Source organism: Negadavirga shengliensis (genome assembly GCF_042652345.1).
GTDB lineage: Bacteria > Bacteroidota > Bacteroidia > Cytophagales > Cyclobacteriaceae > Negadavirga > Negadavirga shengliensis.
This window is the reverse complement of sequence record NZ_JBHSJJ010000003.1, coordinates 422,501-438,256: the sequence shown is the minus strand read 5'-3', so window position 1 is coordinate 438,256 and position 15,756 is coordinate 422,501. Positions and strand designations below refer to the sequence as shown.

The 15,756-nt window shown below is 44.6% G+C and carries 11 protein-coding genes; 5 read left to right on the top strand and 6 right to left on the bottom strand.

Annotated features, from left to right (window positions below; translation table 11 throughout):
* Positions 1-9: 9 nt before the first annotated feature.
* The 3 genes from ACFPFU_RS07285 to ACFPFU_RS07275 form a co-directional block, all read right to left on the bottom strand.
* A complete protein-coding gene (locus ACFPFU_RS07285; RefSeq protein WP_377062993.1) occupies positions 10-3,228 on the bottom strand; it encodes a SusC/RagA family TonB-linked outer membrane protein in 3,219 nt (1,072 codons plus the stop codon).
* Between the two features lie 199 nt (positions 3,229-3,427).
* Positions 3,428-3,955 (bottom strand): RNA polymerase sigma factor, encoded by a 528-nt coding sequence (locus ACFPFU_RS07280; RefSeq protein ID WP_377062991.1) that lies wholly within the window; start codon positions 3,953-3,955, stop codon positions 3,428-3,430.
* A 472-nt stretch (positions 3,956-4,427) separates the two neighbouring features.
* On the bottom strand, positions 4,428-7,010 hold the full coding sequence (locus tag ACFPFU_RS07275) for a family 20 glycosylhydrolase (RefSeq protein ID WP_377062989.1): 2,583 nt from the start codon (positions 7,008-7,010) through the stop codon (positions 4,428-4,430).
* A gap of 80 nt (positions 7,011-7,090) precedes the next feature.
* On the opposite strand from ACFPFU_RS07275, the gene ACFPFU_RS07270 reads away from it, so the two are divergent.
* Both ACFPFU_RS07270 and ACFPFU_RS07265 read left to right on the top strand, forming a co-directional pair.
* On the top strand, positions 7,091-8,188 hold the full coding sequence (locus ACFPFU_RS07270) for an acyltransferase family protein (protein ID WP_377062987.1): 1,098 nt from the start codon (positions 7,091-7,093) through the stop codon (positions 8,186-8,188).
* 11 nt (positions 8,189-8,199) lie between these two features.
* On the top strand, positions 8,200-10,065 hold the full coding sequence (locus ACFPFU_RS07265) for a hypothetical protein (RefSeq protein ID WP_377062985.1): 1,866 nt from the start codon (positions 8,200-8,202) through the stop codon (positions 10,063-10,065).
* A gap of 274 nt (positions 10,066-10,339) precedes the next feature.
* Here the strand turns inward: ACFPFU_RS07265 and ACFPFU_RS07260 are convergent, their stop codons facing one another.
* Together ACFPFU_RS07260 and ACFPFU_RS07255 are read right to left on the bottom strand one after the other, a co-directional pair.
* Positions 10,340-11,026, bottom strand: coding sequence for a 2'-5' RNA ligase family protein (locus tag ACFPFU_RS07260; RefSeq protein ID WP_377062983.1), 687 nt, complete (start codon positions 11,024-11,026; stop codon positions 10,340-10,342).
* Positions 11,027-11,028: 2 nt separating this feature from the next.
* On the bottom strand, positions 11,029-12,090 hold the full coding sequence (locus ACFPFU_RS07255) for a hypothetical protein (protein WP_377062981.1): 1,062 nt from the start codon (positions 12,088-12,090) through the stop codon (positions 11,029-11,031).
* A 383-nt stretch (positions 12,091-12,473) separates the two neighbouring features.
* Here ACFPFU_RS07255 and ACFPFU_RS07250 point away from each other — a divergent pair, with 383 nt between their 5' ends.
* A complete protein-coding gene (locus ACFPFU_RS07250) occupies positions 12,474-13,058 on the top strand; it encodes a thymidine kinase (protein ID WP_377062979.1) in 585 nt (194 codons plus the stop codon).
* Positions 13,059-13,230: 172 nt separating this feature from the next.
* Positions 13,231-13,911 (top strand): DNA repair protein RecO, encoded by a 681-nt coding sequence (gene recO / locus ACFPFU_RS07245; RefSeq protein WP_377062977.1) that lies wholly within the window; start codon positions 13,231-13,233, stop codon positions 13,909-13,911.
* Positions 13,912-13,914: 3 nt separating this feature from the next.
* Here the strand turns inward: recO and ACFPFU_RS07240 are convergent, their stop codons facing one another.
* The gene (locus tag ACFPFU_RS07240; protein WP_377062975.1) at positions 13,915-14,670 is read right to left on the bottom strand and encodes a hypothetical protein; all 756 of its coding nucleotides are present in this window, start codon (positions 14,668-14,670) and stop codon (positions 13,915-13,917) included.
* 78 nt (positions 14,671-14,748) lie between these two features.
* Here ACFPFU_RS07240 and ACFPFU_RS07235 point away from each other — a divergent pair, with 78 nt between their 5' ends.
* Positions 14,749-15,729, top strand: a complete 981-nt coding sequence (locus ACFPFU_RS07235) for an isopenicillin N synthase family dioxygenase (RefSeq protein WP_377062973.1) — start codon at positions 14,749-14,751, stop codon at positions 15,727-15,729.
* The last annotated feature ends 27 nt before the right edge of the window (positions 15,730-15,756 follow it).

The window sequence follows — 15,756 nt, the reverse complement described above, 5'->3', positions numbered from 1 at the left end:
TGCTTTAGGTCAGAAAGTTATGTTAGCTCCGAATATGTAGTTTTTTGGTATTGCATACCGTCCATCATCCCTGCCTCCTTCTTCGGGATTCAGTCCTTTGTAGCTGGTAAAATAGTGTAGGTTATTGCCTGTAAAATTGAACCTCAGGGCATTTATCTTCAGCCGGCTGACAATTGATGCAGGTACGCTGTAGCTCAAGGTCAATTCTCTCACACACAAAAAGTCACCGGACTCAAAGTAAACGGAATTGCCCGAGGTAACCGTTCCATTGAAATTATTCCTTTGCACCCGTTCCCCTCCCCAATAAAATCGGGAATACTGGGCAATGTCTCCCTGTTCTTTCCAGGAATTATCCACCTTGTCCTGGGTCATGTTGTTATCCCCAAACAAGTTGGTGTCTATAAACATCTTTGCCCAGTTAAAAATGGTATGCCCTGTGGTATAATCCATTCTCACGAAAAGATTGAAGTTTCTATAGGTGAATGAATTGGATATGCCTCCGGTCCATACCGGAAATTCCTGGCCCATGTACACCTGGTCCCGGCCATCTATGATCCCATTCCCATCCAGATCCAGCCAGTTGGTATCTCCCCCATACTTTGTCCTGTCGGCGGAAACAATCCACGTGTCCAAGGGGGCATTGCTTGCTTCCTCATCGGTAGCATAAATGCTGACCTGTTTTCTGGAGTACATTTCTCCCAGCCTTCCCCCCTCTTGAAGACCTCCTTTCCAGGCATAATCCCCCAAATCCGGATCCCAAACCAATACCCCCCCAACCCTGTTGTTTTCGATGCCGTTTGGAGGTAAGCGCAGGATTTTGTTTTTCACTTTTGAAGCATTAAAGGCCAGGTTCCATTGAAGCCGCGAGCTGCTCGGCAATACCTGGGCAGACACTTCCACTTCGAAACCCCTGTTCTCCAGACTCCCCAAATTAGTGAGGACACTACCAAAACCTGTCGATTGGGGAAGAGGCAAACTGGTAATCAGGTTATCCGTAACCCTTCGGTAGATATCCATGATGAAATTTATCCTGCTGTCAAACAAGCTGAAGTCGGCTCCTACATCCACTGTACGGGACTGCTCCCATTTCAAGTCAGGATTAGGGATAACGGTGTTCTGAATGGCAGGAAGGCCGGCATACCTGGCTCCAACCCCGTAGGCACCCTGGGCAGCAAAGTCCCCCAGACCTGCGATATTTCCATTCTCCCCATAGCTTGCTCGCAGTTTCAACCGGAAAAGGTTTTCCGGAAAGGCATTTTGCCAGAATTCTTCCCTGTGCAAGTTCCATCCAGCAGATATCCCTGGGAAAAAGCCCCACTTATTGGCATCACCCAAATTAGAAGCACCGTCATACCTCATGTTGAGGGAAAACAAATATTTTTGGTCAAAATCGTAGTTTACCCTTCCAAAATACCCTAATATCACCTGATCAGTTATCGTGCTGTTAACAGAAGTGGGTTCACTGGCCGCATTCAGCGTCGGGATCAAATCTGTGGAAGCCCCTCTCCCGGCAGCATTCAAAGTAGCAATGTTTCTGTCAAAATACGCAAACCCCAACTTGGCGTCCAGGTTATGCGCTGTCCCAAAGGTCTTTCCATAGGAAAACACCAGGTCCGCCTGTCTCTGCCTCCATTGATAGTTGGAGGCACTGGCGTTCCGGGTATCCACAAAATTGAGTGGTCCGTTCAGAAATCCGGGTTGGAAATTATAGGCATCGTTATTTACATTATACATGGATATCTGGGGATCAAATGACAGGCCCGGCAATATATCCCAGCGTCCCCCCAGCGTCAGGGTGGTTTTCTCGGAAGTACTTTCGTTTACCCGGTTGTTGAGAAAATATAAAGGGTTCCCTATATTTTGCGCTGTGCCTGGTGCCAAGGTCCCATCTTCAAAGTATATTTTAGCCGTAGGCGCCAGCCCCGCAGAACGGTAAAATGTTATCGCCGTGGATTCTCCGGTAGTATTGGTGGTGTTATAGGTATAAAGGACTCTTCCGAAAAAACTGAGATTGTCTTTTAACTTGAAATCGCCGTTCAAATTGAAAGTCAGTCTGTCATATTGTGTAGTGATAACCGTACCTTGATTCGACATATAGCCGATTCCGGCATTGAACGTGGCATTTTCCGTCCCTCCCTGTACACCTACGTGGTGATTATGGGAGACACCTGTTTGGTAGATCAAAGACTGGATATCATTATCCTGAAAAATAAGCGTGCGGGAAGGATCCACTGGATCCGGCATGCTTTCCCAACCCTCATTGAGCTTGTGCTCGTTCTCCGGGGAAAGATATTGGGTCGTAAAAGCCGTATTATTGGATAAATCATTGCCGGTACCGAAGCCATTTGGCAAAGCAAGCCTGACCGTTTCATCAGGGAATTTGTCCGGGCGGATATGCCCTGACCTATACAAGGTAAGGTAGTCTCTTGCATTGGCCATCTGATAAAGTTTTCCGGGTTCCGATAAGGTAAGGTCATAGCGATAGGTAACCCTGGCTTGTCCTGATTTGCCCGATTTGGTGGTAATGATCACTACCCCATTGGAAGCCCTGGCCCCGTATATAGAAGTAGCTGCCGCGTCCTTCAATACCTGCATGGATTCTATGTCATCTGCAGAGATGTCATTCATATCAGGCCTTATCACGCCATCAATAATAAAAAGCGGGATTGCTCCATTAGGGTTATTGATAGAAGTGCCTCCTCTTACGATTACCCTGGGGGCCGCACCGGGCTGACCGGAAGTACTCTGTACCCTTACCCCTGAAACCGACCCCTGCAAAGCGGACGCCGCATTAGGAAAAGGAACATTCTGCAAAACTTTGTCATCCACCTTGGTGATCGACGTAGTCAGGGTTTCCCTTGACTGCTCCCCAAAACCAATCACCACAACCTCCTCCATATCGGAAAGAGAGGATTCCAACCGGATGTCTATCCTGCTCCTCTCTCCCACGGCGACCTCTCTGGTCCTATATCCTATAAAAGAAAAAACGAGGACATCACTGCCATCCGGGACATTTACCGCATAACTTCCGTCTATATCAGTAATGGTGCCAACGGAAGTACCTTTCACTAAAACATTGACTCCTGGAATGGATTCCCCCATTTCATCGGTGACTTTGCCGCTTACCTGGTTGCCGGTTTGGGAGAAAACAGTCTGACTGACCATAAGCAGACAAAACAATAATATAGGTTTCCCCAAAAAAACCAGGAATTGTAATGATATCTTCATAGGTATATGTTTAAATGAAACATCCACATTTACCTATCAAAGATATTATTTGACCGTACGGTAAACTTCTACTTTCTTTTATATTAATAATACAATTTTACAGGATATTTTTTTGTAATAAATATGTTTTACCACACATTATTACATGATCATTTTACTTATGAAAATGATAAGGTATAGCTGAAAAAATGACAAAAAATCATTCCATTTCTTTACGGATAATATATTTGGCCTTTACCAATTGGTTTTTTACCGTATTTTTTGAAATCATAAGGATGTCCGCTATTTCATTATAAGACTTCTTTTCAAAATAATTCATTTCCAGAATCTGCCTTCTTTTAGGCGACAGTGTTTTGATGACGCTTTCCAGCTTGGTAAGGTGCATCTCCTTTAGATCCCCACGGTCGTCCTGTTCCTGCTGTAAGCGTTCCCAAAAACGTTCTTTTAAGGTATTATTTTTGTTCAGCGCTTTGAGATAATCAAATATTTCGTTTTTTACAGAAGTAAATACATAAGAATTGAAATTCAACTCCGGTTTAATGTTTTTACGTTTCTTCAGAATTTTCATAAATACCTCGTGATAGATATTCTCCGCTTCCTGCTCGTCCTTTATGATGGAAACGCTGAACCGGATCACAGGGATCCTGTAATATTGGTACACTTTCTCAAAGGCGTTGCGGTCCCCCAATCGAAATTCTTCCAGTAGTTTTCTGTCAGGCTGTTCCATATTCCACACATTTTTATAGTAAGCAAAAACAATTTTATTCTGTAACCCTCCAACAAATCGCTGTTTATAGAGTTAAGAATTATTTTATGAATATCTTACTTTTAAAGCAGGAAATCTGCGTAAATCACGTATATTAATCTTCAATTTGCGAAAAACAAAAACACCCTATTTACTGGTAATGAATAGGTTATAAAAACATCACAAAGAATTAACCATATTTTTAAATAAATAGGTGATTTTGAATTGTCATATTGTCATATTGTTAATAATTCTTGAAATGAATTTAAATTTCAAAAAACATGGGTTTTACCGCAGGATATTCGATCAGTAAAATCTACTCCTCAACGCCCGCTTCACGGATAAAAAAAACCCCAATTAAAACAAAATTAGAATTATTTTTTTTTACCAAATAAAATTTTACTTACAGCACCGATTTTTAATGGTACCCGAGATTTATTAACATACTCATTGCTCAGGGAGAGACCCTAACTTCTCTACTGCCATTTCCGGACATATCAAATGTCCTAAGTCTGATTTCCCCTTTTATTTCCAATGGCTTCTCATATAAAGGAGCGTCCGCGGTGGGAGAAACGCCATCCAGCGCATACCTGATTTCCAATCCCGGAAAATCCGTATTGGCATATAACAGACCATCTTCTACTTTGGCACCGGGAGGGGCAATCCTGTAGGCATAGCCCCCATTCATTCTGGCAAGTTTAGGTAACTCTCTCAGAGCAACGGTATTGGCGAATACATTCCAGCCTGCCGAAATTTGGGCTTCCCTCATCTTCGCATCAGGGATGGTTTCCCAAGATCTCTCCGCAGCCCAGGCGCTTTCCGCATAACCCAGCATCTTAGGAAGCATATAGTACTCTATCATATCCCTTCCTTTGATCGTTTCACTCCAGAGCTGGGCTTCAAGGCCAATAATATTCTTGCGGGCTTCAGGTGTTATCCTAACCATTTCTTTAAATTCCTCCTCCTGATTGATTTGTTTCCCCATGGAAGTTTTATAAGTGGTTTTGAACCAGTCGAAAGGCGCAAAAGTCCAAGCGCTTTTGGTATTGACAAAGCCTCCCCAATACAAGCCAGGCTCTTCCGGATCATTGTCATAAGCGAGATCAAAGTAAAAATTGGATACATTGCACAACACCACCTCATAGCCCATATTGGCCAGTTGGTATCCCAGATCAGGATAATCAAACATATTGTTCCATATATAGGGTATGACTTTTTTACCGACAAATTCCGGACTGGGCCGGTAAGTTCCTTCCTCGGTTTTTACCAAAGCCATTTCTTCCCATACGTGTACTTCCAGTCCCCGCTTTTCCAACCGCTTCATTAATTCCCTGAAAAAATAAGCCTGAAGGTTTTTGGGGTCATCGATATCCGGAAGTTCCTCCAGCAGCTTAGCAGCCATGGGGGATTTGGTCCAGGAACCCTCGGGGACCTCATCTCCTCCCGCATGTATTTTTTTCATCTCCAAACCCGCCTCTTCATACATTTTTGCTATTTCGTCTACCACTTTTTCATAAAACCTATAGGTAGATTCCCTGGCCACACTCACCACATTGTCTTTAAATGCCTGTGCTGAGAGGTATTCTGAATTGTCTTCCGGATCAATGAGTCTGAATTCCTCTGCCCCCTCTTCATCCCCCTCTTGCATCAATCTTTGGTACCGGGCCTCCATGGATTTGATTGCCGCCCGTGCATGTCCCGGAAAATTGAGTTCCGGGATGATGGTAATATGTCTGGCTTTGGCATATTTCAGGATTTCTACAAAGTCCTCCTTGGTATAAAATCCACTGCCGTGATTGCCTTCGATGTAGGCGTCAGGACCAGATCCGTACGCCGGATGCAGTGCCGCTTCAGAAACATCGCTGACATGCTGTCTTTGGCCTCCCACGGACGTCAGTTCCGGTAGCCCGTCTATTTCCAAACGCCACCCTTCATCTTCTGTAGTGTAAAAAAGAAAATGATTGAGTTTGTAATGTGACATGAGATCAAGCGTTCTTTTGATGGTTTCCTTATCCTGAAAATTACGGCTGACATCCATGTGCAAGCTTCTGAAGGCAAATCTGGGTCCATCCTTAATCTCCAAATGTGGCAAATGGAATGGCATCCCTTTTCCCATATAGGCATCAGGCCCCAGAAGAGCCAACAGCGACTGCACGCCATAAAATACCCCAGCAGCATCGCTCCCCGTTATATTTATTCCTGAATCGTTGATTTCCAAGGCATATACCTCTTCTTTTTTCCCATTGAGTTCTATATCCGCAAGTCCTAAGCGTATTTTAGCCCCAGTCCCGGGTCCCTCCTTGATGGCGATGCGTTCCCCACTGATCTCCGCCAGCTTTTCGCTAAGGTACTCCGCTTCATTTTCAAGCCCCTGGCCATGATGGATTTCCAATGGAGCGGCCAGCCCGAAGCTCCCGGTTTTTTTTTCCATATAATATGGCGTAGGAATAATGGGAAGCAGGGATTTTTCATCCACCCTTTCCATGTTTGCGTTTTCTTCAAACCTTTTTGCCGAAGAAAAGGGCTGTTCATGGTCTTCATGTCCCCTTGATAACTGCTCCTCCCTTACAAAGGGGCTTACCTTCCAGTTGGTGACCGGAACAATGGTTTCTTCATCATTATCGCCATAAAACACAAAATAAAGCCCCATGGGGGCATCGGTTTCCTTGATCACCCCCTCGATTCCCTTGTACGAAACGGTGACAGCTTCACCCGGAGCGAGGTTGAAGCCAGCTTTTGGACTCAGCTTGTACCAGTCCCCATTGAGGTGGGTGATGTCAGCATGTTCCGTTTCCAAGATTCTCCTTGGGGCCATATTGAAAAACAGGGCCCAACCCTGATCAGTCAGAACCTGGTTGCTTTGGTTATCTAAGATAAACTGGGCCAAAAATTCATCATTCTCTCCCACAAAGTTGCTTACCAGTTCCCACTCCAAGTGGATTTGATCCACGGCTCTCTCCCAACTTCCTTCCCGGCCACAACCGAAAAGACAACATATCATTAAAAAACCGGAAATGTAAGCTGCATATTTATTCATAAATCGAAATATTTAAGTAGCCTTATTATTACCGCAACACGTATTAAATTGACTATTTAAAGTAACCGTAATTTTGTAATATGACCTTAAAAACTACCCGATTGATCTCTTTGGATGCCATGCGGGGCTTTACGATCGCCGCGATGATAATGGTGAATTATCCGGGGACCTGGGACCATGTTTATCCCCCTTTGTTGCACGCTCACTGGAACGGCATTACCATGACCGACTTTATTTTTCCCTTTTTCCTTTTTATTGTGGGTGTCTCCATAGCATTTGCCTATAGCAAGCGCCTTGCGTTGGGCAAGCCAAAGGGGGAGATGTACGAAAAGATAATTATTAGATCCATAAAGATATTTGCAGTAGGTGTATTGCTCAATCTTATTCCCCATTTTGATTTTACGGAGGTGAGGATTGCCGGAGTGCTGCAAAGAATTGCTGTGGTGTTTTTAGTTTGTGCCATTCTGTTCCTGAATACAGACTGGAAAAAACAGGCATACATCAGTGCAGCCGTCCTGGTCCTTTACTGGTTTGCCATGGCCCTTATCCCCACTCCCGGAGCGGGCAAACCCATGCTTGAACCCGGCGTCAATTTGGCAGCCTATATAGACAGTATTTTACTTCCCGGAAAGATGTGGGAAGGCACGTGGGATCCCGAAGGGCTTTTCAGCACGCTTCCTTCCATTGTGACGGGAATAATGGGGATGTTGGCGGGAAGAATCCTTTTAGCAGATATCAGCCCCCCATTCAGGGCCAATTACCTGATGGCCATAGGAGTACCTTTGATTCTCATCGGTTTGCTTTGGGCGCAGGTATTTCCTATCAATAAGCATGTGTGGACCAGTACATTCGCCCTGGTAACAGGAGGCACGGCATTCACGGTACTCGGGGCATTTTATTTTATGGTGGATATCTTAGGCCATAAAAAAGGCACTTCGGTCGGTATCATATTCGGCGCCAACGCCATCACCGTTTACGTGCTGGCTGATATTTTATCCCTTGTTTTTTATGGGCTAAAAATTGGAGGGAATTCCCTGGATGCACATTTTGTCACCGGTTTGGCAGATATAGGCCTGCCCATCAAACTGGCAAGCATGCTTTATGCCCTGTTATTTGTTGCTATCAATTTCATCCCCGCCTATATTCTCTATAAAAAGCAAATATTCATCAAGCTATAATTCAAACAACCATGAATAGATCATTGTCCGGATTGCTTCCCTTGATTCTCGCCGCTTCCAGTTTGTTGTTTATGGGCAAGAATGTTCATGCGCAGACCGGAAGCATTCATGAACCAGTCAGATACATCGGAGGAGCAAGTATAGATCCTGCTCTTCATGAGGGGAGGCTCAGGTATGCGGTGGGTGTGGAAAGCAGGCAAACTTTAAGGGTGAACCGGACCCATCCGGAACTTGCAGACGGACACGGCTGGACTTACAGCCATGCTTCCAATCTGGCTTACTGGAACGGCCGGTTTTACCAACAGTACCTCAGCAATCCTGAGGATGAACATATCGCTCCTGGACAAACATTATTGATCACTTCAGACGATGGGAGAACCTGGACAAGGCCTGAAGTGATATTTCCCCCTTATGAGGCACCTGCCGGCGTTACCATTCCGGAAGGATACAACGGCTACATGATGCACCAGCGAATGGGCTTTTATGTGAGCGCTGATGGGAGGTTACTTACCCTTGCTTTCTATGGCCATGCGGAGGATCCTTTTGAAGAGGGCGGAATCGGCAGGGTAGTACGGGAAATTTACAAAGACGGTACATACGGCCCCATTTATTTTATCAGATACAGCAGCCATACTTCCTGGGATGAAACCAATACCAGCTATCCCTTTTTCAAAACTTCTGACGACAAAGGCTTCGTGGCAGCATGTGAGGAATTACTTGATAACACCCTGATGACCTTGCAATGGAGGGATGAGGATAACGGCCTCGATGGATTTTATAAGGGGGGAAGAGGTGGATCTGCCTTCTCTTTTTATACTAGAAAGGATGAAAAGATCGTTGGATTATGGAAAAGGTCTACTACCGCATTGTCAGAAGACGGAGGAGAGAATTTCTCTCAATCAGTGAAAGTTCCTACCCTTACCATGGCTGGCGGCAAAGTCTGGGGTCAAAAGACCGAAGACAACCGCTATGCCATGGTTTATAATCCTATTGATCTTGACGAATACAGGTATCCCCTCATCGTTATCACGAGTGAGGACGGTATCGTTTATGATGACATGGTTTTGGTACAGGGAGAGGTGCCTCCAAGGAGGTTTTTCGGCCGCTGGAAAGACTTCGGTCCCTGCTATGTGAGGGGAATTGTTGCCGGCAACGGCGACCCTCCGGGAAACGACATGTGGCTCACCTACAGCATGAACAAAGAGGACATGTGGGTAAGCCGCGTCCCTACCCCAATCAAACATGAAGTCAATGGTGAGATAAAGGATCATTTTGACGATCTCCAGCCTAATGGCCCGGTACCGGACTGGAACATTTATGCTCCCCTGTGGGCTCCGGTCAGCTTGGTGCATAACCCAGCCGGCGAGGGCTATTCCCTGGAACTCAAAGACGAAGACCCTTATGATTATGCCAGGGCCATCCGGGTTTTTGAAGAAACTGAAAACGCCTCATTGGAATTTGAGGTGCTGGTGGATGACCGGAACTTGGGACACTTGGAGGTAGACGTTGTAGACCGGTATGGCAACAGACCGGTAAGGGTGAAATTTGCCCAAAACGGACAAGTCCTGTATAATGAAGGGCTGGAAGATGTCCCTTTGGGAAATTACACAAAAGGCAAATGGCATAAAATAAGCCTTTCTGTCGACGCCTCCCCCTATGGACAGTATGCCATTATTTTTGATGACAAAGTCATGAAGAAAAATATCCCGTTGGCAGAAGCAGTTAAATCTGTAGAAAGGATCTCTTTTCGCACAGGACCATACAGAGACACTCCCAACAGAAAAACACCCAACGAGGATCCCGTCCCTCCCCTGCCCGGGGCAGATCAAAAAGAGGCCATGGGATTGTTTTATATAGACAACTTTACCAGCCGCTAGTATTAAATCAAGGATCAATTTTCGGATTAACCAACAAATTTATTGTCCACAGCCCCCCGGACCCCGTCAAAGGGATTCGGGGAATTATTCGAATCGGCACGAAGTATGAAGATAATTTGGTTAAAATTATTGTTTAGGAAAACGATTCGACGACCTGAATCATTTCATGAAGTTCGTGTTAATCAGTGGAATTCCTGCCTTCTGGCAGGCAGGCGTGGACAATAATTCGTCCGTTGCCCCGAAAATTGACTTAACACTTGCCTCCTTTAAAAGGCTAATCTTCAAATTCAAACCGTTTCAGTATCCTGACATGTTCCTCGCGCTGGTACCAGTCATTGAATACAAAATCGACATGGTCAAATACCGTTCTGCCAAAAACACGGTCCTTGTATTTATCCATCAGCTCCAGCATTTTATCCATATGGACTATGGGTTTTTTAAACCTTACCACCGTACTGTGTGCCGTAACCAATTTGTACCTTTTATCCAATGATTGTTCAAGGTCCGTATCCCCGAAATGTCCTCTGAGATTGTCTCTAAAAATCTCCAGCTGTTCATTGAGTGGAAAACCCTTTATCATAATACAGGATGGGGAAAACATAACTCCCTGAAAAAACAGCTCCACCCTTTTTACTCCCTTAATGGCTTTCTCTATAACCGAAAAGTATTTTTGCCAAACCCCCGATGAGATCTCAAACCCCTCATAACAAGAAATAATCGGCATTACGGTTACATGCAGGTCGGTATCGGGATAAAGGTAGTGACCCGGATGATCATTCTCAACCGCGGACAAAAACTCCCGTATATTTTTTTTCACCTCCCGTGAAGGCCTCAGCAACAAAGTAAGCCCCCTTCTATTATCATGGGGATTATCCAAGTTGGAATCAGATTCAAAACCCTCTTTATATATGCGTTGTAAAGCCGTCCGATGAAGGTTGAGGTAATGCGAATCAAGATCCATGGTTATTGCTTATCCTCAAATTTCCGAAATACCAGTTGTAAAAGTTCGTCCACTTCTTCGGAGTTAATATCCCAATCCAGTTCATTGACATACCTTTCATTGAGCAAAGTGACCGCATCTATGAAACTCTCCACTTTATCCAATTCATGAAATGCCTGGTTCATCAAATCCGGATTACCCTTAAAAAGTTTTCGGGTAAACATGTATCTTTGGTTAATACCCACATTCTCCTGTATGTTTCCTATGCTACCTCTCATGAATATGTACTCTTCAGACTCAAATCTCGCCCAGGCCAATGCGGGATCAATGCTCCCTTCGCCTAAACTGATTTTTTCGGTATCATTCTCATAGGTCTGCTGAATGCCCGCTGAAAAAGTATCCCCATCCCCCGCCTCGTCCTCCGGAGAAGCCATCCTCTTTACATCGGTTTCGGACGATGCTTCTTCGTGTATCAGAAGCTCGCCATGATTCAAAGGAAGCACTTGGTCAAAAGGTTTCAGTAAAGCTTCAGCAGGCTCCAGATCATGTTTTAACCGATCATATTGGGCACGGAGGCCGGCCTCCAAATCTGATGCCGAAGCCATATCCGGGCTTTTCTCAATGATAGACAACCATAGATCCGTGTGCCACTTCAGGTATTTTTTAAGATCTTTGAAATATTGCGGAGACCTCTCCTGAACCTTCTTTGTCTCTTCCAAAAAAAAACCTAAAGGATCCCATGCCAGCGTTACGGTTTGCTTCACCGCCATCTCCAATAAAGGCATAAAATGGTTTTTTTCGATTTTTATGGCTCTTGACAACACATTCATAAATTCCTTCAAGGATTCCTTAACCGCATAGTCCCGGTAATCAAAATAAGGATTTCGGGCAAGTATATCCATTTCTTCCTGCCATAGATCAAATAGGGATTTGATCACCATCAGGTTCAGCTGGGTACTTGGCGTAAGCCGGATGATTTCCTGTCCGCTCATGTATTTTTTTGTCCCAAAATATTCATCACAGACCTTTTGGGAGAACGCTTTCGCATATCGGTCCAGATATGAATGTTGAAAAATTTTTTCCATTATGAACTCCAATTGATTTACCTTTTCATTTATTTCTGCCTTTGGCCAAAATATACAATTCGTGAAGGTAAAGTTATTGAATTTATCCTGAAATAAGACATTCGGCGCCGGTTAAGAACAGGATAAATGCCAAGGGCAAATATATCCATACTTCTTGTTTTGTACCAAAGCCACCCTTGGCTTAGGCTACCCTGGGAAGTTTTTACCATGGTGTGACTTCGTTCATTTGTAGAAATATCCACAAAACCGTTAATTTCGGGGAACGGTTACCGATAGGTAAACCGACATTTAAAACAACGACATGGTTACAGGGGAAATAAAGTCCGGCAGTCCGCGCCTCAACCTCCATCAGCCGTGTAGTCAAGTGTAGCAAAGAAAGCATTATGTTTATAGAACCTTCCATAGGCAAAACCCCGCAAAGGGAAAAAAAGGGGCATATCGAGGTGATTTGTGGGTCAATGTTTTCAGGAAAAACAGAAGAACTGATCCGGAGGTTAAACAGGGCGCTCATTGCCCGGCAAAAGGTAGAAATATTCAAACCTGCCATTGACAGAAGGTATCATGACAAAGACGTTGTCTCCCACAATGAGAACGCCATCAGATCCACTCCTGTGCAATTTGCGGATGATATTATGCTTCTGGCCGGTAACTGTGATGTCGTGGGCATAGATGAGGTGCAGTTTTTTGACCCACAGATTGTCAGTGTAGCCAGCCAACTGGCCCAATCCGGCAAAAGGGTCATTTTGGCGGGCTTGGATATGGATTTTGAAGGCAGGCCGTTTGAACCCATGCCGCAGCTGATGGCCATTGCAGAATATGTGACCAAAGTCCATGCTATCTGCATGAAATGCGGTGATCTGGCCTCCTTCAGCTATAGACTTTCCCCTGCCAAAGAAAAAGTCATGCTGGGCGAAAAAGAAACGTATGAAGCAAGATGCAGAAAATGTTTTTATGAAGGCCTTCGTTAAAGCCTTTTTGCGCTATTACGCTTGTCGGTTACCTCCCACTCCGGCCCGGGAAAACACAGGGGCGGGAAGTGGGTGGTCCCACCCTCATTTTCTGAATGTTAGATAACTTGTCGGAAACAGGCCTGCTACAGTGGGAAAATATCCTCACAGCCGGTAAATTCCTGGTAAAACCATGCTTAGAAAAACAAAAGGTATCGTCGTCAACTACATCAAATACAGGGACAGTTCGATCATCACCAGGGTTTTTACCTGCGAACTCGGGATGAAAACTTATATTGTCAATGGGGTAAGAAGCCCTAAATCAAAAACCAAAATGGCCCATTACCAGCCATTGACCCTGTTGGATCTGGTGGTCTATGAAAAAGAAAGTGCTTCCATCAACCGCATTGCTGAAGCAAAGCTTGCCCACGCCTTTCAAAGAATCCCTTTTGATTTCTACCGTTCGGGAATTGCCATGTTTATGGGAGAAGTTTTGAGCAAAGTGGTATATGATGATTATCAGAATGAATCCTTGTTTGATTTTCTATGGTCCACGATTTGTTTATTGGACAGCAAGGATTATCATAGGAGTACTTTTATTCTGGCATTTTTGAGTAAGGCTTCCCGCTTTTTGGGATTTGAACCTGAAGGGTCGGCGGATTTTTTTGGCCAGCTCCCCCAGGACAATGCCGGTTTGGATTTCCGGCTTAAAGTTACACATATGGACCAATTGATGGAAATGGGGTTTGAATGCCGAAAGATCCCGCAGGATATTCGCAAGGCCCTTTTGGATGACTGGCTATTGTTTTATAAAGTGCATATTGAAAGTTTTGGGGATCTGAAATCTATACAAATCCTCAGAAGCCTTACCTGACGACTATTGTACAGCTATTTTTCGCTTATAGGAAGAAAATATCCCAGGCAGCTCTTCCCCATTATCCTTTACAAGACTCACTTTGGCTTCATATTCCCCTTTTTTGAGTTGCTTGACCTGAATGGGATTGAGATCCTTGCTTTCAAAAGACGCCCCCGCTATCTCAACCTGAATCTTAAGGCCGTCGCTCCGAAAATCACCATTCAATAATAAATAGTCGACGATAATGCTATCCCCCTCCTGGTATAGCTGTCCGTTCACAGGAAGGTTGAGGATAAAACCGGGTTCTTCCGCATCGGGAAAGGGCCCGGAACTTCCCACTGTAAAATCCCTGTCTACAAAATTGCCGTATTCCTTCAGGGCCAGGCCGTTTTCGTCCAACAAATAAGCCACGATCCTATAGGCCCCTGTATTGAATTCCCTCTGGAATACGGCCTGCGCACAGGCAATGGGCTCCCCGCCGTTGATGGACATCATGAAGGGCCGGTTTTGGCCAAAAGGATGGTTTTTTATATTGAATTCAAAAGGCACCTTTCCTGACTTGAAATTTTCATTACCTAATGGGCTGTACATATCCAGCATGGCATCAGGCATAATGGGCACCTCCATGGACTTGAACATCGGAACGTTTCCTTCAGCGACAGCAGTATCTCCTATCTGCTCCTCGCTTCCTTTTTCTTCATTTTTGGGATTATCACTACAAGCCTGGATACTTGCCAAAAGCAGCATAATGAGGATAAACCGGAATTTTTCAGTCATGGTAGTAAATTCATATGCGACTAAAGGTATTTAATTTTACCCTAAAAAAAATTACCTTGCAGGCAAATAATTAACAAAATGAGCGAAATTTTATTTGAAGAAGTCCCTTCCCTGGATTTAGCGGATTTTACCGGAGGTGATTCTATCAAAAAGGCTGAATTTGTCAGAAAGCTGGGAGAAGCCTATCAGAATATCGGTTTTGTTGCCATCAAAAACCATGGACTTGGTCAGGATCTTCAGAACAAGCTATATGAGGTCATCCAGAATTTTTTTGGCTTGGATGATCATATCAAATCCAAATACGAAAGACCGGATATCGGATTCCAAAGAGGTTATACGGGTAAAGGAAAGGAGCATGCCAAAGGCCGGAATACCGGGGACCTGAAGGAGTTTTATCATGTGGGCCAGGAATTAGAGGGGATTATGGACAGTGATCCCGTCAAAACCGTCTACCCTGCCAATGTGTGGCCAGAAGAGGTGCCCGGCTTTAAAGAAGTTTCCCTAAAGGTATACAAAACCATTGAAGCCGCCGGAAAAAACATGCTGAGAGCCATTGCGCTCCACCTGGAACTTCCTGAAAATTATTTCGATGACAAGGTAAAAAATGGAAATTCGATATTAAGGCCCATCCATTATTTCCCTATTGAAAATCCGGATGAGGTACCTGCTGATGCAGTCAGGGCTGCTGAACACGGGGATATCAATCTGATCACTTTGCTGATGGGGGCGAGTGCTGACGGCTTACAAGTGTTGAGAAGAGATGGTAAATGGATACCCATCACCGCTCTTCCTGACCAGTTGGTGGTCAATGTAGGGGATATGCTTGAAAGGCTCACCAATCACAAACTTAAATCCACTGTTCACCGGGTCGTTAACCCTCCCAGGAAGAAAATGAACAGCAGCAGATATTCCATTCCCTTTTTTATGCATCCCCGTTCAGAAATGGACCTTACCTGTTTGGATAGCTGCGTGGACCAAGCTAATCCCAAACAATTTGAGGACATTACCGCCGGGGAGTTTTTAGAAGAAAGGCTAAGGGAATTGGGGTTGAGAAAGTAAAAGTAAAGGATATTAAATTTAATACAG